General features: G+C 65.5%; 24 protein-coding genes. 10 read left to right on the top strand and 14 right to left on the bottom strand.

Annotated elements, in window-relative coordinates:
- Positions 1-61 precede the first annotated feature (61 nt).
- The 5 genes from FJ964_RS18475 to FJ964_RS18455 all read left to right on the top strand — a co-directional run bounded on the left by FJ964_RS18475 (position 62) and on the right by FJ964_RS18455 (position 4508).
- Complete coding sequence (locus FJ964_RS18475; RefSeq protein WP_140551716.1) at positions 62-829, top strand: SDR family oxidoreductase; 768 nt, start codon at positions 62-64, stop codon at positions 827-829.
- Positions 826-1800: a 2-dehydro-3-deoxygalactonokinase gene (locus FJ964_RS18470; protein WP_140551715.1), complete on the top strand. Its 975-nt coding sequence runs from the start codon at positions 826-828 to the stop codon at positions 1798-1800. Before FJ964_RS18475 ends, FJ964_RS18470 begins: the two co-directional genes overlap by 4 nt.
- Positions 1797-2435 (top strand): 2-dehydro-3-deoxy-6-phosphogalactonate aldolase, encoded by a 639-nt coding sequence (locus tag FJ964_RS18465; protein WP_140551714.1) that lies wholly within the window; start codon positions 1797-1799, stop codon positions 2433-2435. The genes FJ964_RS18470 and FJ964_RS18465 overlap by 4 nt, the downstream gene beginning before the upstream one ends.
- Positions 2435-3316: an SMP-30/gluconolactonase/LRE family protein gene (locus tag FJ964_RS18460; protein WP_140551713.1), complete on the top strand. Its 882-nt coding sequence runs from the start codon at positions 2435-2437 to the stop codon at positions 3314-3316. Before FJ964_RS18465 ends, FJ964_RS18460 begins: the two co-directional genes overlap by 1 nt.
- A 118-nt stretch (positions 3317-3434) precedes the next feature.
- Complete coding sequence (locus tag FJ964_RS18455; RefSeq protein WP_140551781.1) at positions 3435-4508, top strand: D-alanine:D-lactate ligase-like protein; 1074 nt, start codon at positions 3435-3437, stop codon at positions 4506-4508.
- Between the two features lie 54 nt (positions 4509-4562).
- Here FJ964_RS18455 and FJ964_RS18450 read toward each other — a convergent pair whose 3' ends face one another.
- The 9 genes from FJ964_RS18450 to dnaK all read right to left on the bottom strand — a co-directional run bounded on the left by FJ964_RS18450 (position 4563) and on the right by dnaK (position 11869).
- Complete coding sequence (locus tag FJ964_RS18450; RefSeq protein ID WP_140551712.1) at positions 4563-4979, bottom strand: GFA family protein; 417 nt, start codon at positions 4977-4979, stop codon at positions 4563-4565.
- A gap of 28 nt (positions 4980-5007) precedes the next feature.
- Positions 5008-5472: an SRPBCC family protein gene (locus FJ964_RS18445; RefSeq protein ID WP_140551711.1), complete on the bottom strand. Its 465-nt coding sequence runs from the start codon at positions 5470-5472 to the stop codon at positions 5008-5010.
- A complete protein-coding gene (locus tag FJ964_RS18440; protein ID WP_140551710.1) occupies positions 5469-5789 on the bottom strand; it encodes a helix-turn-helix domain-containing protein in 321 nt (106 codons plus the stop codon). The genes FJ964_RS18445 and FJ964_RS18440 overlap by 4 nt, the downstream gene beginning before the upstream one ends.
- Before the next feature lie 279 nt (positions 5790-6068).
- Entirely contained in the window at positions 6069-6356 is a 288-nt protein-coding gene (locus FJ964_RS18435; protein WP_140551709.1) for a DUF1330 domain-containing protein, read from the bottom strand.
- A 29-nt stretch (positions 6357-6385) separates the two neighbouring features.
- Positions 6386-7099 carry an orotidine-5'-phosphate decarboxylase gene (gene pyrF / locus FJ964_RS18430; protein WP_181172513.1) on the bottom strand — a complete coding sequence of 238 codons (714 nt, stop codon included), beginning with the start codon at positions 7097-7099 and terminating at the stop codon, positions 6386-6388.
- Positions 7096-7692 (bottom strand): NADPH-dependent FMN reductase, encoded by a 597-nt coding sequence (locus FJ964_RS18425; RefSeq protein ID WP_140551708.1) that lies wholly within the window; start codon positions 7690-7692, stop codon positions 7096-7098. Before FJ964_RS18425 ends, pyrF begins: the two co-directional genes overlap by 4 nt.
- 105 nt (positions 7693-7797) lie before the next feature.
- Positions 7798-8403 carry a phospholipid N-methyltransferase PmtA gene (pmtA, locus tag FJ964_RS18420; RefSeq protein WP_140551707.1) on the bottom strand — a complete coding sequence of 202 codons (606 nt, stop codon included), beginning with the start codon at positions 8401-8403 and terminating at the stop codon, positions 7798-7800.
- Positions 8404-8609: 206 nt separating this feature from the next.
- On the bottom strand, positions 8610-9740 hold the full coding sequence (gene dnaJ, locus FJ964_RS18415; protein ID WP_140551706.1) for a molecular chaperone DnaJ: 1131 nt from the start codon (positions 9738-9740) through the stop codon (positions 8610-8612).
- A gap of 212 nt (positions 9741-9952) precedes the next feature.
- Positions 9953-11869 carry a molecular chaperone DnaK gene (gene dnaK, locus FJ964_RS18410; RefSeq protein WP_140551705.1) on the bottom strand — a complete coding sequence of 639 codons (1917 nt, stop codon included), beginning with the start codon at positions 11867-11869 and terminating at the stop codon, positions 9953-9955.
- 319 nt (positions 11870-12188) lie between these two features.
- Here dnaK and FJ964_RS18405 point away from each other — a divergent pair, with 319 nt between their 5' ends.
- The 5 genes from FJ964_RS18405 to FJ964_RS18385 all read left to right on the top strand — a co-directional run bounded on the left by FJ964_RS18405 (position 12189) and on the right by FJ964_RS18385 (position 21852).
- Positions 12189-14435, top strand: coding sequence for a hypothetical protein (locus FJ964_RS18405; protein ID WP_224713356.1), 2247 nt, complete (start codon positions 12189-12191; stop codon positions 14433-14435).
- A 10-nt stretch (positions 14436-14445) separates the two neighbouring features.
- Entirely contained in the window at positions 14446-18204 is a 3759-nt protein-coding gene (locus FJ964_RS18400; RefSeq protein ID WP_140551703.1) for a hypothetical protein, read from the top strand.
- 213 nt (positions 18205-18417) lie between these two features.
- Positions 18418-19095 carry a ribulose-phosphate 3-epimerase gene (gene rpe, locus FJ964_RS18395; protein WP_140551702.1) on the top strand — a complete coding sequence of 226 codons (678 nt, stop codon included), beginning with the start codon at positions 18418-18420 and terminating at the stop codon, positions 19093-19095.
- Positions 19096-19361: 266 nt separating this feature from the next.
- Positions 19362-20105: a GntR family transcriptional regulator gene (locus tag FJ964_RS18390; RefSeq protein WP_140551701.1), complete on the top strand. Its 744-nt coding sequence runs from the start codon at positions 19362-19364 to the stop codon at positions 20103-20105.
- 217 nt (positions 20106-20322) lie between these two features.
- On the top strand, positions 20323-21852 hold the full coding sequence (locus tag FJ964_RS18385; protein ID WP_140551700.1) for a malonyl-CoA synthase: 1530 nt from the start codon (positions 20323-20325) through the stop codon (positions 21850-21852).
- 106 nt (positions 21853-21958) lie between these two features.
- Here FJ964_RS18385 and FJ964_RS18380 read toward each other — a convergent pair whose 3' ends face one another.
- Genes FJ964_RS18380 through FJ964_RS18360 form a run of 5 tightly spaced genes read right to left on the bottom strand, consistent with a single transcriptional unit; the run spans position 21959 to position 26962 of the window.
- Positions 21959-23071, bottom strand: a complete 1113-nt coding sequence (locus FJ964_RS18380; protein WP_140551699.1) for an NAD(P)/FAD-dependent oxidoreductase — start codon at positions 23069-23071, stop codon at positions 21959-21961.
- A 9-nt stretch (positions 23072-23080) separates the two neighbouring features.
- A complete protein-coding gene (gene nagA / locus FJ964_RS18375; protein WP_140551698.1) occupies positions 23081-24259 on the bottom strand; it encodes an N-acetylglucosamine-6-phosphate deacetylase in 1179 nt (392 codons plus the stop codon).
- Positions 24256-25308 (bottom strand): SIS domain-containing protein, encoded by a 1053-nt coding sequence (locus FJ964_RS18370; RefSeq protein ID WP_140551697.1) that lies wholly within the window; start codon positions 25306-25308, stop codon positions 24256-24258. Before FJ964_RS18370 ends, nagA begins: the two co-directional genes overlap by 4 nt.
- Complete coding sequence (locus FJ964_RS18365; protein ID WP_140551696.1) at positions 25305-26087, bottom strand: GntR family transcriptional regulator; 783 nt, start codon at positions 26085-26087, stop codon at positions 25305-25307. Before FJ964_RS18365 ends, FJ964_RS18370 begins: the two co-directional genes overlap by 4 nt.
- Positions 26084-26962, bottom strand: coding sequence for an N-acetylglucosamine kinase (locus FJ964_RS18360; protein WP_140551695.1), 879 nt, complete (start codon positions 26960-26962; stop codon positions 26084-26086). The genes FJ964_RS18365 and FJ964_RS18360 overlap by 4 nt, the downstream gene beginning before the upstream one ends.
- Between the last annotated feature and the right edge of the window lie 16 nt (positions 26963-26978).

Below are 26978 nucleotides of genomic sequence, written 5' to 3'. Positions count from 1 at the left end.
CCCTTGCCCGCCGGATCGGTCTGGCTAGGATGCGCGCCGATCAACCCGGGAGACGAAAACCATGATGCCATCGGCACGTTTTGCCGACCTCGAAAGTGCTTCGGTGCTGATCACCGGCGGCGGCTCCGGCATCGGCGCGGCATTGACCGAGGGTTTCATGCGCCAGGGCGCCAAGGTCGCCTTCATCGACATCGCCGACAAGCCCAGCATCGCACTCGCCGACCGCATCGAGAAAGAGCTCGGCCGCCGGCCGCTCTACCTCACAACCGATCTGCGCGACATCGAAGCGCTGCGGGCGTCCACCGCGAAGGCGGCCGAAGCGCATGGCGACGTCACCGTGCTGGTCAACAATGCCGCGTGGGACGAACGCCACGCCGTCGAGGACGTGACGGTGGAGTTCTGGGACAACAACCAGGCGATCAACCTCAGACCGCATTTCTTCACCGCGCAGGCCGTGGCGCCTGGCATGAAGCGCGCCGGCGGCGGCTCGATCATCAACTTCACCTCGACCTCCTACCTGATCAACCACCCCGACATGCCGGCCTACACCGCCGCCAAGGCCGGCATACTCGGCCTTACCAAGGGTTTGGCCGGCAAGCTCGGGCCCGACCGTATCCGCGTCAACGCCGTCGCGCCCGGCTGGGTCATCACGGAACGGCAGCAGGAACGCTGGGTCACGGAGCAGGCGCTTGCCTCTCATGTCGCCAAGCAGTGCATCAAGGACGTGATGTCGCCCGACGACATGGTCGGCACGGTGCTGTTTCTCGCATCGGACGCCTCGCGCATGCTGACCGCGCAAATGCTGATCGTCGACGGAGGTTTCCTGTGAGCCCCGGGTTTGCCGGCCCCCGATTTGCCGGCAATGTGCCGGCGGTCGCGACGCTCGATTGGGGCACGACCCGGCTTCGTGCCTGGCTGATCGACGGCAGCGGCAAGGTGCTTGCCGAGCGTCGCGGCGACGACGGACTGATCACCGCGCGCGAGAAGGGCTTTTCCCGGGTCCTCGAGGGTCATCTCGCCGCCATGGGCGCGCCCGAAGCGCTGCCCGTCATCATCTGCGGCATGGCAGGCTCGCGCCAGGGCTGGGTCGAAGCGCCCTATGTCACCGTGCCGGCGCCGATCGGCGCCATCCTGGGCGGCGCGGCCCGCATCCCGGGCGAGAGCCGCGACATTCGCATCGTGCCGGGCCTTGCCCAGCGCCTGGACGATGCGCCCGACGTCATGCGCGGCGAGGAGACGCAGCTTGCCGGCGCCGGTTTGCCGGCAAAGGGGCGTGAAATCGTCTGCATGCCGGGCACCCATTCGAAATGGGTTGTGGTCGAGGACGGCGCCGTCGCCGGTTTCGGCACCTGGCCGACCGGCGAGCTGTTCTCGGTGCTGGCCGCGCATTCGATCCTTCGCCATTCGCTCGGCGAGCATCCCAAGCCGGTTGAAGCCGACAACCCGTTCTTCCGCCGCTGGTGCGAGGCGGCGCTGGATGAAGGTGGCGACGTCACCGCAAGGCTGTTTTCGATCCGCGCCGCCGGCCTGCTCCAGGATCTGAAGGCCGACGATGCCGCGGCCTGCCTGTCCGGCCTGCTGATCGGCGGCGAGATCGCTTCGGCGAGGCGCCGTCAGGCTGCGGGCGCCGCATCGGTGGTGCTGATTGCCTCCGGCGCGCTTGCGGTGCTTTATCGGCAGGCGCTCGGCCTTGCCGGGCTTGGCGTGCGGACCGTCGACGCTGACGAGGCGGTGCGCGCTGGCCTGGTCGAGGCGGCGCGCGAAAACGGCATGATCGCCAGAACCGGAGTTGGCCGATGAGCCAGACCGCTGCCTTCCCGAAGCTCAAGCGCGGGCTGGTCGCCATCCTGCGCGGCCTCAAGGCAAGCGAGGCGATCGCCATCGGCCAGGCATTGTTCGATGCCGGCATTGAGGCTATCGAGGTGCCGCTCAATTCGCCTCAGCCGTTTTCGTCTATCGCCAGGATTGTCCAAGTGCTGCCGAAAACAGCCCTGGTCGGTGCCGGCACGGTGCTGACCGCGGTCGATGTCGATGGCCTGCACGAGGCCGGCGGCCGGCTGCTGGTCAGCCCCAACATCGATGCCGAGGTGATGGGGCGCGCGATGCATTACGGCATGGTGACCATGCCGGGTGTGTTCACGCCGACGGAAGCCTTCCAGGCGATCCGGCTTGGCGCCTCGGCGCTGAAATTCTTCCCGGCGAGCGTGCTGGGTGCATCGGGCATTTCGGCGATGCGTGCCGTGCTGCCGGCTTCGACGCTGGTCGGCGCGGTCGGCGGCGTCTCGGAAAAGGACTTTGCCGGCTACAAGGCCGCCGGCGTCTCTGTCTTCGGCCTCGGCTCCAGCCTGTTCAAGCCGGGCATGAGCGTCGACGACGTGGCTGCGCGGGCCCAGGCGGCGGTAACAGCCTGGGATGCGGTGTTCGGAGAGGCATGATGAGCGAAGCGATCGTTTCGGTTTTTTCCGACCATGTCTGCCAGCTCGGCGAGGGGCCGAGCTACGACCCCGCCACCGACACGCTCTACTGGTTCGACATCGTCAAGGGCCATCTCCTGGAAAAGCGCCTGTCCGGCGGCGCGACCCGGGTGCACGAGCTCGGCCGGATGGCCAGCGCGATCGCCATCATCGATGACAAGCGCCAGCTGATCGCCACCGAAACCGGGCTTTTTGTCCGCGACGTCGCCACCGGCAAGATGACGCTGCACACGCCTGTCGAGGCCGACAATCCGGTCACCCGTTCCAACGATTCCCGCGTCCATCCCTGCGGCGCCCTGTGGACCGGCACGATGGGCAAGGGCGAGGAGAAGCGCGCCGGCGCGATCTACTGGTTCTTCAAGGGCGAATTGCGCAAGCTGTTCTCCGACATCACCGTGTCGAACTCGATCTGTTTTTCCGCGGACGGCGCGCTCGCCTATTACACCGACACGTCGACCGGGCTGTTGATGCGTGTTGCCTGCGATCCGGCGACCGGCCTGCCGGCGGGCGAGCCGAAGGTGTTCGTCGATCACCGGTCGGCCAAGGGCTTCGTCGACGGCTCCGTACTCGACCGCGACGGCATCCTGTGGAATGCCGTCTGGGGCGGCAAGGTGGTCAAGGGCTACGCCCCGGACGGCAAGCTGGTGCGCACGATCGCCATGCCGGTGACGCAGCCTTCCTGCCCGGCCTTTGTCGGCAAGAACGCCAGCCGGTTGGCGGTTACCTCGGCCTGGCACGGCAAGGACGACAAGCAGCGTCAGCTCGACCCGCAGGCCGGCATGACCTTCCTCCTCGACATCGAGATCAATGGCCGGTTCGAGCCCCGCGTGCTGATCGCCTGATCCTGCCCGTCCGGTTGCTGACCGAGGCGTTGTCACGCAACCGTCCGACGCTGTCGGTTTCACGAAAGCCGGTGGCATGCACCATGCAATGGTGGATGCCTCGCCGGGAGCGTTGATGATGTCGAGCCGCCAGCCGAAGCTGATCCTTACCCATGAGCCCGAACAGGCTTGCTTCGAGCGGCTCGTCGCGGAGGGTCACGCGCCGGAACGCGCCGCCGAGATTTCGTCCTACCTGGCGCAATCGACCGATCTCGCGCACGAGTTCGACGCGCTCGCTTCTGCCTTCGGGCGGCGCGGTCTCGGCTTTGCGGCGGTGGAGTTGGACGATGCCGCCGATATGCTCGCCAAGGCCGATCCGGCCGCCACGCTGGTCTGGACGCTGACCGACGGCATCGCCTATTTCCGGGGCGGCGCGGCGCCTGCGCTTGCCAGGCTGAACGGCCTGAAGACGATAGGCCCCGAGGATGCGCTGTCCGCCCTCTGCCAGGACAAATTTCGCTCCGGCGCCGTGCTCGGCGCGCTGGGCCTGCCGGTGCCGCAGGCCGGTCTGGCGCGCAACGGACAATGGCTGGTCGAGCCGCCGGTTTCCGCCGCCGGCTGGTTCGTCAAGCCGAACCGGCTTGGCGCCAAGATCGGCATCTGGCCGGATTCGCGCTGCGGCGATCTCGGCCATGCGCTGGAGCTTAGCCGGCGTGTTTTCGCCGCCTATCGCGACGACGTCGTCGTCCAGTCCTATGTCGCCGGCCGCAACGCGCGCGCCAGTTTCCTGGGCCTGAGGCCGGACACCGGCGTCGAAGCGCTCGGCGTCGCCTTCGTCGAGTCCGGCGGCGATTTCCAGACCATGGAAGACAGCCTGGCGCTTTACGGCGAAACCGGCGAGGCGGCGAAGGCGGCGGGCAAATACGCCGAGCCGCGTCTGCTTCCGGTCGCCGAAAGCCAGCCGGTCGCCGATGCAAAAGTCCGCGCCATCGCCGAGCGGCTGATGCGCGGGCTCGGCCTGCGCGACGTGTTTTCCATCGATCTCAGGGTCGAGCCCGACGACACCGTTCACCTCATAGAATTCGAGGTTTGCCCCGGCCTGCCTTGCTTCGATTTTCGCGCCTATTGCAGGTCGCAATGGGGGCTGGGGCTTGCCGACGCCATGGCGGAAACCGCAGCGAACAGGATAACGGCCCGGACCGTCGCTTCTTAGCGATGCGGCGTAAGCGAACCCGCAACATCGTAATGCTTCCACGTTCCGGCGTGTCTATCCCAAAGGCATTCGCTCGAATGTCTGCAGGGCGGGGTCGATCATGTCCCAGGCATGGCCGCGGATGGCATATGTGACCACCTGCGGATTGAACTGGCCGGGATCGTCAAGGCTGGTCGCGTGAACCGCTATCAGGTCCGGTCTTGTGACCTGCGTCAGGTAGACCGGCGTTCCACAGGTCGGGCAGAAGGCGTGGATCTTTTCGTTGCCGCTGTCGCCCGCCACCCGCCAGGTGCTCGCTTCGCCCGTTATCGTCACATCGGCTCGCCGGGGGAAGGTCAGATAGGAGCTGTGGCCCGTGCCGCTTCGCTTCTGGCACTCGTGGCATTGGCAATGGTTTTCGAAGATGGGTTGGCTGCTCGTTTCATAGCGGATCGCACCGCATGCGCATCCGCCGGTGTAGCGTTTGGTCATTGTCGTTTCCCGCAGACGGATTTGCTGGTCAGGCCGATTTCGGCTTGGCGAAAATGTCGATGCCGCTGCCGGTTTCCAAAAAGGATTTCATGCTGGACAGCACTGCCGGCCATCCCTGGCTGATGCCCTTCGCCATGCCGCTGCCGGCTTCGAGTTCGTCATGGCTGACGGTCAGCCGCACCATGGTGTCGTATTCCTCGATGGCGAACGTCACCCGGCTGTATTTCGATGGATCGTCGGCCTGCGAAGCGTTTGCCCAGGTCATCACGAGACGCGTCGGCGGTGAAATCTCGACGACCTTGCCGACCAGTTCGACGGTGCGCTCGTCATTGGCGCGGATATGTTCCCATTTCGATCCAACCTTCCAGTCCGAGACGTTCTCGTGGCCCCAGTAACGCCGTGCGATGTCGGGCCTGGTTATGGCCTCGAACACTTTTTGTGGCGTCGAGCGGATGTAGGTCACGTAGACAAAGCTGGTCGTCTCTGCGGTCATTGGTCTTCTCCTTCGAGTTCCTGTTTCAGGTCGTGCAGCAGGCTGAGCCGCTGGCGTTCGAATTTGCGCACCCACCGCTCGTAGACCTCGTGCAGCGGTACGGGATTGATGAAATGCAGCTTCTCGCGGCCGCGTTTGACCGTGCTCACCAGGTTGGCCGCCTCCAGCAGGTCGATGTGCTGGGTGGCGGATTGCCTGGCCATATCGAGATGTTCGCAAAGCTGGCCCAGCGTCTGCCCGTTCTTCTCGCACAGAAGATCAAGCAGCCTTCTGCGTGTCGGGTCGCCCAGTGCTTTGAAAACCTTGTCCGCATCCATCGGGTTCACTCTGTGTGAAGTCGTAATATGCAGGTAAATACCTGCATGTCAACAAGCGACCAGCCGGCATCGCGATTACCCGGGGCTAAGGCCTACTCGGGCGTCGATTGCTGAACGGGTTGTGAGCCGGCCATGTAGCGGCCGTTGTCGAACGGCTGCGCCGGTTGTCTCTCAAGGACAACCGGTCAGGGCATCGCCTGCTGGCCAGGCTGCGGGATGTGAACCGTGAGGACTTCTGTGAAGGCCGCCGCCAGCACCGGGTGCTGGCCGGGATAGACTTCAGACGCCTTCGACCAGCACGATCTCGCCGTCGGCGACCTTCTGGCGAATGGCGGCGGCGCGCTGGTATTCCGGCGAATGGTAGCAGTCATGCGCGGCGGCAAGCGTCTCGAACTCGATGACGACGTTGCGCGCGCGCCCGGCCCCTTCGGCCTTCTCATGCTTGCCGCCGCGCGCCAGGAATTTCGCGCCGAAGCGCTCGAAGGCCGGTTTGGCGGCGGCGACATAATCCTTGTAGCCTTCCGCATCGCGCACATCGACGCGGGCGATCCAGTATCCCTTGGGCATTCTTCTTCTCCGAAGCCGTTCGTTGGAAATTATGCCGAGCGCATTTCGTCGAGGATGGCTTCAGCCGCCGCGCGTCTGTCCGCCGCGGCGACGATCGGGCGCCCGACGACCAGATGGCTGGAGCCGCTGCGGATGGCATCGGCCGGCGTCATCACGCGCTTCTGGTCGCCATGGTCGCTGCCGGCGGGGCGTATGCCTGGCGTCACCACCGCCATGTCGGGCCCGACGATGCGGCGCACCGCCTCTGTTTCCGCGGCCGAGCAGACGATGCCGCCCATGCCGGCATGCAGGGCCTGTTCCGCGCGCCGCAGCACCAGCGTGTGCGGATCGTATTCATAGCCGGCGTCGATCACGTCCTGTTCGTCCATCGACGTCAGCACGGTGACGGCAAGCAGGCAAAGCTCGCTGCCTCTCGCCGCCTCCACCGCCGCCCGCATGGTCTTTGGGTAGGCATGCAGCGTCAGCATGGTCATGCCCATCTTGACGATGTTCTCGACCCCCTTGGCCACCGTGTTGTCGATGTCGAGCAGCTTCATGTCGAGAAAGATCTTCTTGCCCCCGCTGGCGAGCTCCCTGGCGAAATCGAGCCCGCCGGCGAAGGCGAGCTGGTAGCCGATCTTGTAGAAGGAGACGACGCCGTCGAGTTCGCGCACCGCCTTCTCGGCCTCCTTCAAGCTCGGCACGTCGAGGCCGACGATCAGCCTTTCGCGCATTGTGTCGGCCTGCATCGCGTTGGCGATCACGGCTCGACCCGGGTCGACAGCATGCGCGAGGTTTCGATCAGCGTGCGGCATAGGTGCTCCATCGATTGGTGTAGTCGTTCGTTCCTGAAACGCCCGTCCTCGTCGAAGGCGTTGCCGCCTTCCGGCACCGAGCATTCCGGCGTCACCACTTCCATCTGGCAACGCACCAGCACGGCGCGCAAATGATTGATGCAGCGTATCCCGGCGAAGTGTCCGCTGGAAGACGAACTGAGGCCGGCGACCTTGCCGGCAAACGGCCTCACCGCACGGCCGCCATCCTTGCGCACCCGGCTCACCCAGTCGATCGTGTTCTTGAGCAGCGGCGGAATGGAGCCGTTGTATTCGGGCGTGGCGATCAGCAGCCCGTCATGGGCAATGATCATCCGGGCGAGTTTCAGGGCGTTTTCGGGGACGCCTTTTTCCTTCTCGAGATCCTCGTCCAGGATCGGCAGGGGATAGTCGGCAAGCGAAATGCGGGTGACCTCGGCGCCTTGCACCGCAAGTTCCTTCTGCGCTACGTCGGCAGTTCTGCCACTGAAGGCCCCGGTCCGGACCGAGCCGGCAAAGACGAGGATTTTCGGGATCACTGCCATTGGCCAACCTTGTTCCCGGACAGGTACAGCCAGAGCCCGCTCAAATCAATGCAGATCAGGCAAAGCGTCGACTTTCGAAGACATTCGCGGTCGACTTCGCAATCCCTAATGCGCCTCGCGCCGGTAGATCCACAGCTGCGTCGGCGGAATGTTGCGGATGATGAAGTCGAAATGCTTGACCGTGTAGTCGCCGCGGCCGGGCGGGATCGGCGACATCGGGCCGTAGGTCAGCTGCACGATCGGTCGGCCGGCCGGAATGCGGTCGAGCAGGCTTTCGACATAGGCGATACGCTGGGCGACCGGGAAGTTGAGCAGCGGCACGCCCGAGACCACGGAATCGAACATCATCCCGCTCTTGTCGCCAAGCGTGGCGTTGAGATTGAAGGCGTCGCCCTCGATGACGTTGACGCCGGGATAGAGCCGGCGCAGATGGCGCACGAAGTCGGTCGAATATTCGACTGCGTAAAGGTTTTCAGGCCTCACCCCCTGGGCCAGTATGGCGCGGGTGATGACGCCGGTGCCGGGCCCGACCTCGAGCACCGGCAGGCCGGACTTCGGGTCGACGATCGAGGCCATCTTGCGGGCGGTGATGGAGCTGGTCGGCACGATCGAGCCGACCGTCTTCGGCTTGTCGATCCAGCCCTTGAAGAACTTCAGCTCGTCGTCGAACTTTTCGGCAAGCGCCTTCCGCAGTCCCGGACCACGTGTCATGCAAGCTCTCCTCAGCGCTCCCCTGAGAGCTACTTAACACCTAAGCCGCCCAAGGCAAGGCAGGGTCATGCCAATGTCGTGGATAAGATAGTTTTCGTCGCGTCCAAAAATGCGCGCCTTCTGCGGTTGACGGTGTGTCTTGGCTGCCGGCAGGTGGGGAAGCCGCCGACGCCGGCAAGGCAAGCCACACGTGCACAGGCGGTCGATCAATGCTCGCCGAACGACTCGAAAAAGTCCTTCATGCGGGCGAAAAAGCCGCTCGACTGGGGGGAATTGTCCTGTGAGGAGAGCTGTTCGAACTCCTCAAGCAACTCGCGCTGGCGGCGCGACAGGTTCTGCGGCGTCTCGACCGCCGTCTGGATGTAGAGGTCGCCGACATTGGGCTGGCGCAGCACCGGCATGCCCTTGCCCTTGAGGCGGAACTGGCGACCGTTCTGGGTGCCTTCCGGCACCTTCACCTTGGTCTGCGTTCCGTCCAGCGTCGTCACCTCGAACGAGCCGCCAAGGGCGGCCGTCGTCATCGAGATCGGCACCTTGCAGTAGAGGTCGGCGCCATCGCGCTGGAAGAATTCGTGGGGCTTGACCGCCAGGAAAATGTAGAGGTCGCCCGACGGCCCGCCGCGCAGGCCGGCTTCGCCCTCATTGGCAAGCCGGATGCGGGTGCCGTCCTCGATGCCGGCCGGAATGTTGACCGACAGCGAACGCTCCTCGGTGACGCGGCCCTGACCGGCGCATTTCGGGCACGGATCCTTGATGGTCTGGCCGCGGCCCTGGCATTGCGGGCAGGTGCGCTCGATGGAGAAGAAGCCTTGCGTGGCGCGCACCTTGCCGTGGCCGTTGCACATCGAGCAGGTGACCGGCTGGGTTCCGGGCTTGGCGCCGGTTCCCGAGCATTCCGAGCACGAGATCGAGGCCGGCACGCGGATCTGCGCGGTCTTGCCGGCAAAGGCCTCTTCCAGCGAGATTTCCATGTTGTAGCGCAGGTCGGCGCCGCGCTCGCGGCCGCCGGAAGAGCGGCGCTGGCGGCCGCCCATCATGTCGCCGAAAATATCCTCGAAGATGTCGGCGAAGCCGCCGGCGCCGAAGCCGTGTGCGCCGCCGTTCATGCCGCCCTGCTCGAAGGCCGCGTGACCGAAACGGTCATAGGCCGCGCGCTTCTGGGGGTCCTTCAGCGTCTCGTAGGCTTCGTTGATTTCCTTGAACTTGTGCTCGCAGGCATGGTCGCCCGGATTGCGGTCGGGGTGGAACTGCATGGCGAGCTTGCGGAAAGCGCTCTTCAGTTCCTTGTCGTCGGCACCCTTGTGCACGCCCAGCGTTTCGTAGAAATCAGCTTTCATTTTTTCCCGCTGTCCGGATGCTCAACGTCTTCATGCAGTGTTGCGTCGTTTGCCGGCACGTTGCCACGATTTAGGATCGGCGCAGCCCGGATGCTAGGGCCGGTGCGGAGCTGTTCGTGCTTTTCGACGATTTTTCCGCACTTTTTCTGCCAGGGTTGCAAAAAAGCCCGGCTTTGCGCCGGGCTTTCCGCTTTGTCTTGCCGTCAGCCGGTTCAGGCCGACTTCTTCTTGTCGTCGTCCTCGTCGATTTCCTCGAAATCGGCATCGACCACATCCGAGTCCTTGGCGGCGTCCGCCTTGGCGTCGGCTTCCGCCGCTTCCTTCTGCGAGGCTTCGTACATGGCCTGGCCGAGCTTCATCGAAGCCTCCGCGAGCGCTTGGCTCTTGGCTTCGATTTCCGCTGCGTCGTCACCCTCGGTGGCGGTCTTCAGAGCCGCGATCGCGTCCGATATCGCCGTGCGGTCGGCTTCCGAGACCTTGTCGCCATATTCCTTCAGCGACTTCTCCGAGGAATGCACCAGCGCCTCGGCCTGGTTGCGGGCCTCGACCAGCGCACGCCGCTTCTTGTCGGTCTCGGCATTGGCTTCGGCGTCCTTCACCATCTTCTCGATGTCGGCGTCCGAAAGGCCGCCCGAGGCCTGGATGCGGATCTGGTGCTCCTTGCCGGTGCCCTTGTCCTTGGCCGAAACGTTGACGATGCCGTTGGCGTCGATGTCGAAGGTAACCTCGATCTGCGGCACGCCGCGTGGGGCCGGCGGAATGCCGACCAGGTCGAACTGGCCGAGCGCCTTGTTGTCGGCGGCCATTTCGCGCTCGCCCTGGAAGACCCGGATAGTCACGGCCGATTGCGAATCCTCGGCCGTCGAGAACACCTGGCTCTTCTTGGTCGGGATCGTCGTGTTGCGCTCGATCAGCCGGGTGAACACGCCGCCCAGCGTCTCGATGCCGAGCGACAGCGGGGTCACGTCGAGCAGCAGCACATCCTTGACATCGCCCTGCAGCACGCCGGCCTGGATGGCGGCGCCGAGTGCGACGACCTCATCGGGGTTGACGCCCTTGTGCGGCTCCTTGCCGAAGAACTGCTTCACGATCTCCTGGATTTTGGGCATGCGGGTCATGCCGCCGACCAGGACCACCTCGTCGATCTCGCCCGCCTTCAGGCCGGCATCCTTGAGCGCCGCCTTGCACGGATCGATGGTGCGCTGGACGAGGTCTTCGACCAGGCTTTCGAACTTGGCGCGCGTCAGCTTCAGCGTCAGATGCTTCGGGCCAGTCGCGTCGGCGGTGATGAACGGCAGGTTGATCTCGGTCTGCGTCGTCGACGACAGCTCGATCTTGGCCTTTTCGGCAGCCTCCTTGAGGCGCTGGAGGGCGAGCTTGTCGTTCTTCAGGTCGATGCCCTGTTCCTTCTTGAACTCGGCCGCCAGATATTCGACCAGGCGCATGTCGAAATCCTCGCCGCCGAGGAAGGTGTCGCCATTGGTCGACTTCACCTCGAACACGCCGTCGCCGATCTCGAGCACCGAAATGTCGAACGTGCCGCCGCCAAGGTCATAGACGGCGATCGTCTTGCCGTCCTTCTTGTCGAGGCCGTAGGCGAGGGCCGCCGCGGTCGGCTCGTTGATGATGCGCAGCACTTCGAGGCCGGCGATCTTGCCGGCATCCTTGGTCGCCTGGCGCTGGGCGTCGTTGAAATAGGCCGGAACGGTGATAACCGCCTTCTCGACCTTCTCGCCGAGATAGGCTTCCGCCGTTTCCTTCATCTTCTGCAGGATCATGGCCGAGATCTGGCTGGGCGACTGCTTCTTGCCGCCGGCCTCGACCCAGGCATCGCCATTGTCACCCTTGACGATCTTGTAGGGGACAAGCTTCTTGTCCTTCTCCGTCACCGGATCGTCATAGCGGCGGCCGATCAGGCGCTTGACCGCGAAGATGGTGTTTTCAGGATTGGTGACCGCCTGGCGCTTGGCCGGCTGGCCGACGAGACGTTCTCCGTCGCCCGAAATGGCGACGATGGAAGGCGTCGTGCGCGCGCCTTCCGCATTCTCGATCACCTTCGGTTCCTTGCCATCCATGATGGCGATGCAGGAGTTGGTGGTGCCAAGATCGATACCGATTACTTTTGCCATTTTTCTAGTCTCTCCGCTAAGCAGGCTCTCAGGACCCGTAAGGCGTTCCGACGAAAGCCCCTGTTCACAAGAAATCCCGTTCGGCAACCGCTGTCGCGGCGCTGGACGGCTTGGCGCGTATATAAGAACAGGCGGCATCGGGCGCAAGCATTCTGCGCAACGCTTCCACCATCCTCGCCAGCGCATGGAAAAACGGCCCGATCAGGCCTGCCTCGCTGTCGTTTGGAAGAATAGCCGGGCCCCTCAGTGAACCTTTCCACCTTCGCGTCCGACTGACGCTCAGGCGCCGCATCATGCGGCCACGGGAAAGGGAGCCACCATGACCAGCACCCCAGGGACGCGATGGCCTCCCCGACCAACAGGAGCTCGGCGCGACCATCGTCTTCGAGACAAGGTCGATGCGCTTGGCTTTCCGCTGGTTCCGTTGACCCTGCACAGGGGCGGGCGTATCGTAATCATGAGGAAAGCAGACAATTCGATCGGGGACGAACGTGCCGGAACGCCGCGCCCTGCCTTGGTTTGCGCGGCAGGATCGGTTGGTTCTCCCTTAGGCTTCGGGGGGAGTTCCATGTCTCGCGATCACGGCCGGTTCGTGCCCTTTCGTGCCGGCCGATTGCGCCGCGTGGCGAAGGCAACCAGCGCATTTCTTGTTCTGGCGCTGACCGCCGGCCTGTGGCTTGGCGGCCCCGCGCGGGCGCAGGAAACCCGGATCATCTATCCCGGCTCGATGGCGGTCACCGGCTTTTCCGGCACTGTCATTCCCGATTTCGACTCTTCTGATTCCGAAAAGGGGGGCCTGCCGCCCGGCGTCGATCCGGTCGACGAAACCTTCATCGACACCGCGCGCGCCACCTTGCGCGTTTTCGACGTTTCACGCCTGGGCGGGCCGGCTTCGGGCCAGCTCGTCTACACGCCGCCGCCTTTCGAGGTGACATCAGGCCAGATCGGCCAGGTCTTCGGCCTCACCTATGATGACGGCATGCGCGATGGCGTCCCGTCAGGCATCCCCAATCTCTATGCCGGCGCCACCTCGCTGCATGGCATCCGCATCGTCACGCCTGACGCCGACGATGACGGCCGTCCGGAGCGGCAGCGCCGCGGCATGGCAGGCGCTGCTTTCATGGAGGGCCAGTTCGGCACCGAGAACGGCGGCGGGCCGGGCACCATCTGGAAGATCGACGGCATCACCGGCCAGGTCGCCAAATTCGCCGATATCGATACCAACAGCGGGCCGGGCATCGGCAATCTCTCCTTCGACCCCATCCACCGTCAGGTCTTCGCCTCCGACCTCGATACCGGCCTGATCCATCGCATCGACGCCGATGGCGCCCTGGTCGACACGTACGACCATGGCATCGCCGGGCGCCCGGCGCATGGTCTGGCTCCGGTCGCCGACGATGGCGCCGTCATGGACATAAAGGGCGCCGCCTTCGACACGGAAGATCCCGAGACCTGGGGCTACACCCAGGACGAGCGCCGTGTCTGGGCCGTCGCCTATCATGGCGGCCGGCTCTATTATTCCGTCGGCGAGAAGGCCGAGATCTGGTCGGTGGGCATTGCCCGCGACGGCCGCTTCGCCGGCGATCCCCGTTGGGAGCTAACGGTCAAGGCCGACAAGGACTATGCCGTCACCGACATCGCCTTCGACAATAGCGGCTTCATGTACCTGGCCCAGCGCGGCCCGGTCGAGAACCGCTACGACTACAGCCAGTTCGCCGATTCCGGCAAGGGCGAGGTCATCCGCTACTGGCGCGAGTCTCCGGACGATCCGGCAACGGAATCGGCTTGGGTGGAAGCGCCGCAGGAATATGCCGTCGGCTTCCCGCAAGGTTTCAGGCAGTCGGCCGGCGGGCTGGACCTGCAATATGGCTATGACGCCGAGGGCAATCTCGATACCTCGGCCTGCACCCAGACGCTGGTCAAGTCAGGCGACAAATTGCGTGACAATCCGGCCCTTGCCGAGCGGCTCGCCGCTGGCGGGCCGCTAGCCGTGCACGGCGTGCAGATCACGCCCAGGGAACGGGTCAAGCCGGCCAATGTGCCGCCTTTCGGCTCCTGGTTCGTCGACTTCGACGGCTATTTCGAGGACCCGGAAGTGGAAGGCCATGTCGGCGACGTCGCCGTCTGGCATCCCTGCGAGGGCCGCGCCGGCTATTATGAGGAAATCCCGGGCGGCTACCTGCCACCGTTCTATCCGCCGGACTTCCTACCGCCCGGCAACCTGCCCCCCTGTCTCGATGTCGACGATGTCAGATATTTCTGCACGCCGCGCGGGCTCGAGGCGGACCTCTACCTTCATGACCATGCCGGCTTCGGCGGCGATTCGATCAAGGCCCAGCCTTCGACCGAGACAAGGTCCAGGACGCCAGGCATCGGGGTGACCTCGCCCATGTCACATGCGCGGGGCGAGCCCTACACGATCGGCATCACCGGCCACGATCCGGGCGACACGGTCGATGTCGGGCTCTGCTTCTACAGGAAGTCCGACAAGGACAAGGGCGGCTACTACCCTTGCTGCAAGATGACCTTGCCGCTCAGAACGCCAGCCGTCAGCTGCGAACGTTGAGGAGGGGACGATGAACAATCTCGCACTCTCCTTGGCTGGCGTCGCCGACAAATCAACCGTCATGAACACGAGGCGCCTGTCTTTTGCCAGGCGCGCTGCGCTCTGGCTGGTGGCGGCCGGTATCGCGGTCGCCATGCTGCCTGCGCTGCCGGCACTTGCCGAAGACACGGCTCCGGCCAAGACCGTCCAGGCCGCCGGCCCGGATATGGAATTCAAGCTCGACAATCCGCGCATCATCAATCCGGAGCCCGGACGGGCCGTGCCGGTCTTCACCAAGACCGGCGGCCAGCGAAGCTGCGACTATGTCTTCTACACGTTGAGCTTCGGCCTGCGCGGCGCCCCGCAAGGCTTCGCCGGCCCGGGCCTGGCGGCTTCGCTGAAGAGGGCCCGGCTCGACTTCAAGGACCAGCTGCCGCACGGCCTGCAAATCACCAATGTGCAGGTCTCCGGTGACGGCACCGATGCGTCGGGCGAATCTCTGCCCGGCGCCGTCCTCAGCAATTCGGCCGGCCCCAACGACACCGCAACGGTTTCCGATTTCCGGATTTCCGCCTCTGATCTCGACGGCTCGGGCGCGCCGAACGAACGCGTCATCACGTTCCGCATCACCGCCAGGATCGACCATGCGGCGTTCCCCGCGCCGGCGACGGTCGACAATCAGGGCCTGATCAAAGTCACCGTCGGCACCGGCACGGGAACCGTCATCCCGTCGCAGGATCCCGGTAAGCCGGACGACGGCAATTTTCTCACCGGCGAAAAAACCTCGATCCGGATCGACCTGACCAAGTGCAATCCGCCGCCACCGCCGCCACCCGGCAAGGAATGCTTCAAGGTGGAGCGCGGCACGGTCGACTGCGTGCCCGGCGGCGGCGCCTTCATCTACCATATGCCTGTCGGTCCCGAGATGGGCGGCAAATGGGTGCAGCTTTCGACGACGACGCCCGGCATCACCATAGTCCCCGACACCCAGAAGGTGCCGGCCGGCGGCGGTGTGCTGAACTGGAAGATCGTCGGCGCCTCGCCGGGCGACGTCATCCACCTCGTCGTCACCGGCATCGAAACCTATGCCGGGCCGAAAGAGGGTTGGGGGCTCTGCTGCACGCAGACCATCGACATTGTCATCCCGCGTGACCAGAGATGTCCGCCCAAGGACAGGCAACCGGACCTGAAGATCGAGAAACGCGCCGATGTCACGCGCTGTACCATGGGCGGCGGCTGCGACTTCACCATCCGGGTCAGCAATGTCGGCGACGCGCCCTATAGCGGCAAGATCGTGCTCGACGAGGTGACGCTGCCGGCCGGCTCGACGCTCGACTCAGGGCCCAATCCGCCCTGGACCTGCGTGCCCGGCACCGCGCCGATGACGTGCACCCACCCGGTGACTACGCTCAATCCGGGAGCTTTCGTCGACCTCGAGCTCGGCTTCAAGCCGGCCGGGAGCTGGCAAGGCACAAGCTTGCGCAACTGTGCCGCCTATAACTATGCCGCCAGCGGCAAGCCGCTGTTCGGCAGCCAGGCCAACGACCGTGGCTGCGCCTCGATCCCGATCTGCCGGCGTGGCGATCGCGACCGCGATTGCCGGCCGCCGATCGAGAAGAAGACCGACCTGATCCTGAAAAAGCGTGCCCGTGCCGAAACCTGCACCGCCGATGGCGTGTGCAGCTTCGTCATCGACCTCATCAACAACGGCACCTCGACTTATAACGGGCCGTTGACCGTGATCGACACCTATCCGGGGGGCGCGCCGGCTTCCTCGACCTTTGGCCCGAGCCCGCCCTGGACATGCGGTCCGAACGGGCCCGGCCAGTTCCGCTGCGACAATGCCGGCATCTCGCTGCCGCCGGGCGCCTCGACGGCGATCGTCGTCAAGGCGGTGGTGCCGGCCAGCTATCGGTCGGACATGGTCGAGAATTGCGCCGAGGTGAAACCGATTCCCGGCGAGACCGACCTCACCAACAACCGGGCCTGCGCCAAGCAACGCATGCCTCGTCCCAATGGCGGCCAGCCTGTCCTGCGCATCACCAAGACATGCGGCGGCTCGCTGGCGGGTGCCGCTTTCGTCTCCTGCCGCATCACCGTCAGCAATGCCGGCACGGCTGCCCCCACCGGTCCGGTGCGGGTCGTTGATGCCGCCACTTTGGTGTCGGGCGGCGCGCCCGTCGAGATCCGGACCGTCACCCCTGACGGCGCGGAATGGGCGTGTGGACCGCTTCCGGCCGACACGCTGGCGTGCCAGATTCCCGGTGCCGTCATGACGCCGGGAACCAGCAGGCACTTCGACGTCACCGTTTCGGCCAACGGCGAGTTCGAGAACTGCGCGCGCGGCTCCTACGGCCCGGCGCAGGGCGACGATGTCGTCCATCCGATCGGCCGGGCCTGCGCCAAGGGCGGCGGGGCCTCGTCCATCCGCGTCGAGAAGACCGGCGACAGCGAGTGCCGGCCCGGAGAACCCTGCTCGTTCGAGATCACCATCACCAATGACGGCCCGACGGGATTTTCCGGCCCGGTCCGTATCGGCGACGCGATCGGCGTCGAAGGCCTCGGCCGGCTGGAAGGCGTCGCGATCACCTCGATCGAGCCGCCCTTCGGCTGCTCGCCGGAACCGGCGGTCCTGCCTGCGTCCTGCATCGCCGACCTGAAGCTTGGCGGTGGCGAAAGCCGTATCCACAAGGTTACCGTGGTCATCCCCGACGACGGCCGCCTGGCCAATCTGCAAGGCAGCCTCAACGGCCAGAACTGCGTCGGCGTGCTCTCTCCCGACACGCGGGTGCAGGGCGGCGGTGACGATGTGCTTTCCCGCGACCAGGCTCGGGGCGAACGCGGCAAGGCCTATGCCTGCCATCCCTTCACCATCAGGCATGAGACGAAGAAGGAATGCTCGGCAGGCTTCGTCATGAACGACGCCGGCCGGTGCGTCTGCCCGCAAGGCACCACCTATCGCAACGGCCAGTGCTCGTCCGGCGGCGTCATCATCCCGCCGAAGGAGCCAAAGCGTTGCGTGCTGCTCGAGGGCCAGATCCGCACAGGGGATGGACGCTGCGTCTGTCCGCGCGGCACCGAGCTTGAGAACGGCGCCTGCGTCAAGACCTCCAGGCCGGGCTGTGCGATACCGGGCTCGGTGCCGACATCGGACGGAGATCGCTGCACCTGTCCCAGGGGCACGCATCTCGACCGGGATGCCAACGCCTGCATACGCGACAGGCCGAAGCCTGAGCAGTGCACCATCCGCGGCCAGGTCCATGACGCTGACGGCGACTGCGTCTGCCCGAGGGGCACAGAGCTGCGCAACGGAGCCTGTCGTCAGGTCCGGCCGAAGCCTGAGCAGTGCACCATCCGTGGTCAGGTCCATGACGCTGACGGCGACTGCGTCTGCCCAAGGGGTACCGAGCTGCGCAATGGAGTGTGCCGGCGCAAGCGGTCCGATGTGGAGCAGTGCGACATACGCGGCCAGATCCACAACAAGCGCGGCGAGTGTGTCTGTCCGCGTGGCACCCAGGTGATCGACGGCGCATGCCGGCGGTCCAGGCAAGAGAGCGAATGCGCGCCGGGCTCGCAAATGGTCAACGGCCAGTGCCAGCCGATCTTCAGGCGGCGTTGTCCGGAAGGCACGATCGGACGTTATCCAAACTGCAGGCCGGTGCGCGGGCAGCCCTCGCTGGAACTCAACCCGGGATTGCTGCTGCAGCAGGTTCTGCCACGGCGCAGGCCGCAGTCCGACCAGCGGCAGGATACGGCTCCAAACAGAATCCTCAATCTCCAGCAGCAGTAACCATCGCCTGAAAGGCACATCGGAAACCCCGCGGGAGCAATCCGGCGGGGTTCTTCGAAGCTCGGGAGCAAGCCGAAACTGGCTGCAACACGACGAGGACGCCGCCACACTATCCCAGCCTGTGGAACCGCCACGCTCGCGCTCTCGACAAGTCACCCGCTGCGCTTTAGGCAGTGACCAGATGAAAAAGGCGCTCGGAAAGGCCCCATCATCATGACGAAAAATACCTTGATCGCACCTTCGGTGCTGGCTTCGGACTTTTCGAGGCTGGGCGAAGAGGTCGAAGCCGTCGCGGCAGCCGGCGCCGACTGGATCCATCTCGATGTGATGGACGGCCATTTCGTCCCCAACATCACTTTCGGTCCGCCGGTGATCAAGGCGATCCGCAATCGCACCAAGGCTTTCTTCGACTGCCATTTGATGATTGCGCCGGCCGATCCCTATCTGGCCGCCTTCGCCGAGGCCGGGTGCGACGGCATGACGGTGCATGCCGAGGCCGGGCCGCATCTCGACCGCTCGCTGCAGACGATCAGGAATCTCGGCAAGAAGGCCGGCGTTTCGCTCAATCCGGCAACGCCGGAAAGTGCGATCGAATACGTGCTCGACAGGCTCGACCTGATCCTGATCATGACCGTCAACCCGGGTTTCGGGGGCCAGGCCTTCATTCCGGCAATCGTCGACAAGGTGAGGCGGGTCAAGGCGCTGATCGGCGGCCGGCCGATCCGCATCGAGATCGACGGCGGCGTGTCGCCCGAAACCGCGCCGCTGGTGACCGCCGCCGGCGCCGACGTGCTGGTGGCCGGCGCCGCCATCTTCAAGGGCGGCAGCGTCGAAGCCTACCGGGCGAATATCGAGGCGATCAGGACGGCGGCCGACAAGGCAGCCGGCTAAAAGCACCGCACAAGGAGCCTATGGGCCGGAGGCCTGGATTTCCTCCGTGGTCAATTCCGCGAACGTTAAATTTCTGGCGGTTGTAGCCGAACACGATTTCGTTCGACCAGATATAGGATCGTGCATATTTCTTTGTTCTAAAGTACAATGGCGCGATCTCCCGCTTGAGCCCGTCGAGACGCGCGCGGTAGGGTAAGTGTACGGAAAGGGAACTGTTTCTCGGACTCGAATTGCCCAGGACCGGAATTGGGGACAAGGAGCCGATTTTGACATACGCAGCTGCCAACCTGAATGACGACGGCACCGGCTCGAAGAGTACGCTCGCCAGCACCGTCTACCATCAACTCCGTGCCGATCTTCTGCGGGGTGCCCTTGAAACCGAGAGCAAGCTGCGGGTCGAATGGGTTGTTTCCAAATATGGCGCCGGCGCTTCCCCGGTTCGTGAGGCTCTCAATCGCCTGGCCTCGGAAGGGCTTCTCGGTCGCCATGACCAGCGAGGCTTCTTCATCATGCCGGTCAGCGCGGCAGAGCTCGAGGAATTGACGCGCACCCGTTGCTGGCTCGAGGAACGGGCGCTTCGCGAATCCATCGCCCACCGCACCGCCGAGTGGGAAGAACAGCTGGTGCTGGCGCTGCATCGGTTGGGCCGCACCTCGCGGCTCATCCCACCGGACATGTCGCTCAATCCGGAATGGGAGAGACTGCATCGCACTTTCCACCGTGTGCTGATCTCGGCCTGCCGGTCGCAATGGCTGGTTGGCTTCTGCGACCAGCTTTCCGATCACGCCTACCGCTACCGGCGAATGGCCAGTAACGGCGAAGGCGTCCAGCGCGACGATTTCGCGGAGCACCGCCTGATCGCGGAAAATGCGCTGGACGGTAATGCCGACGCCGCGGTCGAAGCCCTGCTCAATCACTATCGCCTGACGGCAGCCATGTGCATGGAGCGCTTCAAGCAGGTCGAAGCATCAGAGCCGGCCGGCGCCGCGGCCGAGCGCACGCCACGTTAGCGCGGCATCGCGCCAAGTCTTTGCCACCTCACCGGCAAGGCCTTTCCGCTTTTCGCCCGGCGACATGATCATGGCGGCCGCGTGGAGCCGCCCTTGCGGGCTTGACGGGTCGGCAAGAACCACCAAGAGTCTGGCGCCGTGCAAAGCGGCCGAACCGGGAGACAGGCCCGGCTCCGTCCGGATACATGCCTTTCTCCGCCAGACGCAGGAAGACCTCATGAGCAATCATCTGTTCGACATTTTCCGGTCCCGGATGCCGAAGCCCGGACGCCTGTTGATGCGGACGGATGACGGCCGAGTGCTGACCTATGGCGACATGCTGGCGCGCTCGGCGCAATTGGCGCACGCGCTTTTGCAACTTGGTGTCGAGCCCGGAGACCGGGTCGCGGTGCAGGTCGAGAAGAGCCCGGAGGCTATGCTGCTGTACCTCGCCTGCCTGCGCGCCGGCGCCGTCTTCCTGCCGCTCAACACCGCCTATACGCTGGCCGAACTCGCCTATTTCTTCGGCGACGCCGAGCCCCGGCTCGTCGTCTGCGATCCGGCTCGGGCAGCCGAAATCGAAGCCCTGGCGCAAAAGTGCGGCGCCCTTGGCGTCACCCTCGGCGGCAAGGGCGAAGGATCGCTGACGGACCAGGCGTCGCGGCAATCGCCCGACTTCCACGACGTGGCGCGCGGTCCTGACGATCTTGCGGCGATCCTTTACACGTCGGGAACGACTGGCCGCTCGAAGGGCGCCATGCTCAGCCACGAGAACCTTGCCTCGAATGCGCGCGTGCTGGTCGACTATTGGCACTTCACATCAGACGATGTGCTGATCCACGCGCTGCCCATCTTCCACACGCATGGGCTGTTCGTCGCCACCAACGTCATCCTGATGGCCGGCGCCTCGATGCTGTTCGAGCAGAAGTTCGACGCAGGGCGCGTCGCCTCGCTCTTGCCGGACGCCACGGCGCTGATGGGCGTGCCGACCTTCTATGTCCGGCTCTTGCAGCAGGACGGGCTGACCCGCGAGACGGCAAGAAACATCCGCCTGTTCGTTTCCGGCTCGGCGCCGCTGCTGGCCGAGACGCACAAGGCCTGGCGCGAGCGCACCGGCCACGCGATTCTCGAGCGCTACGGCATGACCGAGACCAACATGAACACCTCCAACCCCTATGATGGCGAACGCCGCCCCGGTACCGTCGGCTTTCCCTTGCCGGGCGTGTCGCTGCGCATCGCCGACCCCGACACTGGCAGGCCGCTTGCCCAGGGCGAGGTCGGCATGATCGAGGTCAAGGGGCCGAACGTCTTCTCCGGCTACTGGCGCATGCCGGAAAAGACCAGAGCGGAATTCCGCGCCGACGGTTTCTTCATCACAGGCGATCTCGGCATGATCGATGCCGACGGCTATGTCCACATCGTCGGCCGCGGCAAGGACCTGATCATCTCGGGCGGCTACAACATCTATCCCAAGGAGCTCGAAAGCGAGATCGACGCGCTTGACGGCGTCCTGGAAAGCGCCGTCATCGGCGTTGCCCATCCCGATTTCGGCGAAGGCGTCACGGCCGTGGTGGTTCGCTCGCCGGCTTCGACCGTCACCGCTGCCGCAATACTCGCCGCCATTGCCGGGCGCGTGGCCAAATACAAGCATCCCAAGCGCGTGATCTTCATCGACGAATTGCCGCGCAACACCATGGGCAAGGTGCAGAAGAACCTGCTGCGCGACGCCTACAAGGACCTTTTTTCTGGCAATACGCCGGCTAATTGAACCCATCCAGGCAAGATGCCCTCATCTCCCAGTCCTGCTGTTTGACGAGACACAGCGAGAACAGGTTACGAGGACATGCGAACAGTTTCGTGCGGTCGCCTGGGCATCATCGGGGATACAGGAGACCGACGACATGCTCGGCCAGAGCCAGACTTGCCGTCAGGCCGGGGCTCTCGATGCCGAACAGGTTGACGATCCGGCCGGCGCCGTGGTCGGCCGGCCCCTGCACCATGAAGTCGGCAGCCGGCTGGTTCGGGCCGGATAGTTTCGGCCTGATCCCGGCATAGGCCGGCAGCAGGGCGCCGTCCCTCAGATCCGGCCAATAGCGCCGGATCTCGTCATGGAAGACCGCGCCGCGGCCGGGATCGACCGTATAGTCCGTCTGGTCGATCCATTCGACGTCGGGCCCGAAGCGCGCGCTGCCGCCGAGATCGATGGTCAGGTGCACGCCCAGGCCGCCATTGACCGGCACGGGATAGATCAGCCGCGAGAATGGCGAGCGGCCCGAAAGCGAAAAGTAGTTGCCGCGCGCCAGCCAGAGCGGCGGCACGAGCTCTGGCGGGAACCCTTCGATGCTACCGGCCAGCGCCTGCGCGTCGAGCCCTGCGGCGTTGACGAAAGCGCCGGCTTTCAACGTGAATGTCTCGCCGTCGCCGTCGTGCGTGCTGATACGGATCCCATCGGGGTCGATCGCCGCCCCGGCGACGGCGGTCAGGAAGGCGAACGACGCACCGCCCGCCTCCGCGTCGCCGCGCAGCGACAGCATCAGCGCCTGGCTGTCGACGATCCCCGTCGACGGCGACAGCAGCGCGCCGGCGCAGCTCAGCGCCGGTTCGAGGTTTTCGGCTTGCGCGGCGCTCAGCAGGTCGAGGTCGTCGACGCCGCATTGCTCCGCATTGGCCCGGATTGCATTCAGCCGGGGCAGCTGGCCAGGTTCGACGGCGACGATCAGCTTGCCGGTGCGTCGATGGCCGATGCCACGCTCGCGGCAATAGGCATAGAGCCGCTCGCGCCCTTCGACGCAGAAACGCGCCTTCAGGCTTCCGGGCGCGTAATAGAGCCCGGCATGGATCACTTCCGAATTGCGCGAACTGGTGACGGTGCCGATCGAGGCGGCCTTTTCGACCACCAGCACTTCGCGGCCCGACAAGGCGAGCGCCCTGGCAATGGCGAGCCCGACGACGCCGGCTCCGGCGACGACGCAATCGACGTCAGCCATGGCCGGCTTTCACCGTTGCCCGCCGACGCTGGTCGAAAAAACCCTGTCGCCGCCGATCCAGACGCTTTTGATGTCGAGATCGTCCGAAAGCGAAACGATGTCGGCGGCGGTACCCTTGGCGAAGCGCCCGAGCCGGTGCGACTGGCCGACCGCCTGCGCCGGGTAGAGAGACGCCATGCGCAAGGCCTCCGAAAGCTCCACGCCCACGCTGCGGTGGGTGAAACGCACGGCTGAGATCATGTCGAGATCGGCGCCGGCCAGCGTTCCATCGGCAAGCCGCAGGCTGCCGTCCTTGCGGTAGATGGTGCGGCCGTTGAGCGTGAAGGAGGTCATGTCGGTGCCGATCGTCGCCATGGCGTCGGTGACCAGCACGATCCTGCCCGGCCCCCTTTTGGCCCGCAGCGCTATTGCGATGGTGGCCGGATCGACATGGATGCCGTCGGCGATCAGGCCTGCGGACAGGCTGCCGATGTCGATTGCCGCACCCGCCAGGCCCGGCTCCCGGTTGCCGATCTGGCTCATGGCGTTGAACAGGTGGGTGACCACGCTGGCGCCGGCCTCGCTGAAGGCTTTGGCCGTGGCGTAGCCACTGTCGGAATGGCCGAGGCTGACGATGATGCCGGCCTTGGCCAAGGCCGCCACGCGGGTCGCCTCGACGGATTCGGGCGCGACCGTGGTGAGCAGCACCGGGAGCTTGCCGCGCGCGGCGATCAGCATCGCCTCGTCCTTGTCCGTCATCGGCCGGATCAGCGCCGGGTCATGCGCGCCCTTGCGGGCGATCGACAGATGTGGACCTTCCAGATGCAGCCCGAGAAACCCCGGTACTTTCCGCAGTGCCGACGCCTCGCCGGCGGCGATCGCCGCGGCGGTGATATCAGCTGTATCGGTGATCAGCGTCGGCAGCAGCGCCGTGGTGCCGAACGGCGCATGCGCCCGGCAGATGGCCTCGATCGAGGCGACATCGGGGTGGTCGTTGAGCATGACGCCGCCGCCGCCATTGACCTGGATGTCGACGAAGCCCGGCGCCAGCATGCCGCCGCCGGTGTCGAGGCGGCGCATATCCACGGCAAGCGCGCCGGTGGGCAGGATGGCCTCGACCAGGCCGTCGCGCACGACGAGGGCATGACCGTCATGCCAGTCGTCGCCGTCGAAGATAGTGGCGCCAGTCAGGGCAAAACGGTCGCTCATACTGTCTCCGTCACCTTGCGAAGGTTGCGCGGCGTGTCCGGATCGAGACCGCGGTGGCGCGCAAGAGCCTCGACGAAAACGTAGAAGGACACGATCAGCGCCAGCGGATCGGTCAGCGGATGGCCGGTGGCGACATGCGGCAGGCGCGTGGCCTTGGTGGCAAGCATCGAGGTGACGAAGACCGGCGCCCCCTTGGCCGCCAGGCTGTCGGCGGCTTCGGCCACGGACGGTTCGGACGCGTCGCGTGCGGCCAGCGCCAGCACCGGAAAATCGGGGCCGATCAGCGCCAGCGGGCCATGCATGACTTCGGCAGCACTGTAGGCCTCGGCATGCATGCCGCAGGTTTCCTTGAATTTCAGCGCCGCCTCGTTGGCCATCGCCGCGGACGGGCCGCGGCCGAGGATGAACAGCGACTTCTGCTTTTCGATCGTTTCGACGAGCACGCTCATCCAGTCGCAGGCGATCGCCTTGCCGAAATGCTCGGGCAAGCAGGCGAGCGCCTTGAGAAGCGCTTCGTCGCCGGTGGAATGCGCCATCAATGCCAGGCCGGCGACGGCGGAATTGACGAAGGTCTTGGTCGCCGCGACGCTGCGCTCGGGCCCGGCCAGTATGTCGATCGCATGGTCCGAGGCACGCGCCAGCGGCGAATCGGCGGTGTTGGTGACGGCGATGGTCAGCGCGCCACCTGCCCGTGCGGTTTCGGCCATGGCGACGATGTCGGGGCTCTTGCCCGACTGCGAGATGGCCAGGCACGCGGAGCCGCCGAGCCTGAGTTTGCGACCATAGATCGAGGCGATCGAGGGGCCGACCGAAGCCACCGCCAGACCGGCGGTGAGTTCGACCGCGTATTTCATGAAAGTGGCGGCATGGTCGGACGAGCCGCGCGCCACGGTGACGACGAAATGCGGGTCGCGCTCGCGAATGCCGCGGCCGGCTTCGGAAAGCACGGCGCCGGAACCGTCGAGCAGGCGGGCGACGGCTTGCGGGATCTCCTCGATCTCGCGCCGCATATGGGTCGGCTCAGTCGATTTGTTCGGCTCGGTCGTCATGGTCGGCCCTCTTCGCTCGGCCCTGTCAGCCGCAATTCGGCGACGAAATCATAAGCGTCGCCCCTGTAGATGGAGCGGGTGAACTCGATCACCTTGCCGCTTGCCAGATAGGAGATACGCTCGATGTGCAGACCGGCAATGCCCGGCGGCACTTCGAGCAGGCGCGCGTCGCCGTCACCGAGATTGGCGGCCGAGATGCGCTGCACCGCGCGCACCGGCCTGTTGCCGGTCAGTTCCAGGGCTGCGTAGAGCGAGGAGCCAATTCCAGCGGGGTCCGGCAGCACGCTGGCCGACAGCGAGGCGCGTTCGATCGCCAGCGGCGTGTCGTTGGCGATGCGCAGGCGCGCCACGCGCGCAACCAGTTCGTTCGACGACAGACCGAGCACCATCATCTCGTCGGGCGAGGGCGCGTAAAGGCCGCGGTCGAGCCAGGCCGAGCGCACCGCCATGCCGCGCCGCGCCATGTCCTCGGTGAAGGAGGTCAGCCGCGACAGCGACTGCTCGACCCGCTCCATGCGCGGCGCCACGAAGGTGCCGGAGCCGTGGCGCTGCACCAGGATGCCGCCCTTGACCAGGTCCTGCACCGCCTTGCGCACGGTGACGCGCGAAATATCGGCCTTGATGGCGATGTCGCGCTCGGAAGGCAGCGCGTCGCCGGGCCCGATCAGGCCGCGGTTGACGGCATCCTCGATGCTCTTCCTGAGCTGCAGGTAAAGCGGCGCACCGCTTTGCGAGGATTGCTTGAGCATAGCGAAGATCTGGTCGGCGGCGTCGCTCATCGAGCCGCTCCCCTCGGCGCGAACAGGCGGACCGCCATCTGCACGGCGCCGCCGAGCGCATCGTCGAGCGGCTCTCGAAGCAGCGCCCGGTAGCGTGCCGACAGGCGCGGCGCGTAGAGCGGCGCCAGCCCGCCGAGCAGGCAGAGCGGCGCGTCGTCCGCCAACTCCAGCGCGCCGAGCGAGGCCTCGACATCGGCGACCGCCTTGTCGAGGATCCAGTTGGCGACCGCGTCGCCCCTTTCGGCATGTTCGAACACTTTGGGGGCGAAGCCGCCGAAATCGCCGGGCTTGGCATTGGTGGTGAACTCGACAACGTCCTCCGGATTGTCGCGGAACACGGCCATCATGCTGTCGGTCAGCGGCGTGCGCGCGCGCACGCCGTCATGAGCAAGCAGGGTCTGTTCGAGCAGGTCGCGGCCGATGCGCGCGCCGCTGCCCTGGTCGCCGACCTGGAAGCCCCAGCCGCCGATGGCGCGTGACTTGCCGTTCTTGCGCGCCATGTAGGCGGTGCCGGTGCCGAGGATCGCCATGGCGCCGTCACCGGAACCGACGGCGCCTTCGAGTGCGATCTCGGCGTCGGTCTCGACGCGGCTGGTGCTGAAAGGCAGGATCGCCTCGAGCTGCTGCCGGTAGGTGCCGACATTGGCGCCGGCAAGGCCGAGAATGGCCGGCGTTCGCGGGATCAGGTCCGGATCCTGGCCAGCGGCGACAAAGGCTTGCCGCGCCGCCTCGACGATGTTCGATCGCGCGCCGGTCAGGTCGGTGCGGATGTTGGCGGCGCCGCTTTTGGCGCGGCCGAGGACCGTGCCGTCCGCCATTGCCAGGGCCGCCCTGCAGCTGGTGCCGCCGCCATCGATGCCAAGCACGAATTTCACGTGATTTCTCCTCCGG

Source organism: Mesorhizobium sp. B2-3-2 (assembly GCF_006442295.1).
Lineage (GTDB): Bacteria > Pseudomonadota > Alphaproteobacteria > Rhizobiales > Rhizobiaceae > Mesorhizobium.
Note: the sequence above shows the minus strand (reverse complement) of the source record. Positions and strands in the feature narration are given on the sequence as shown.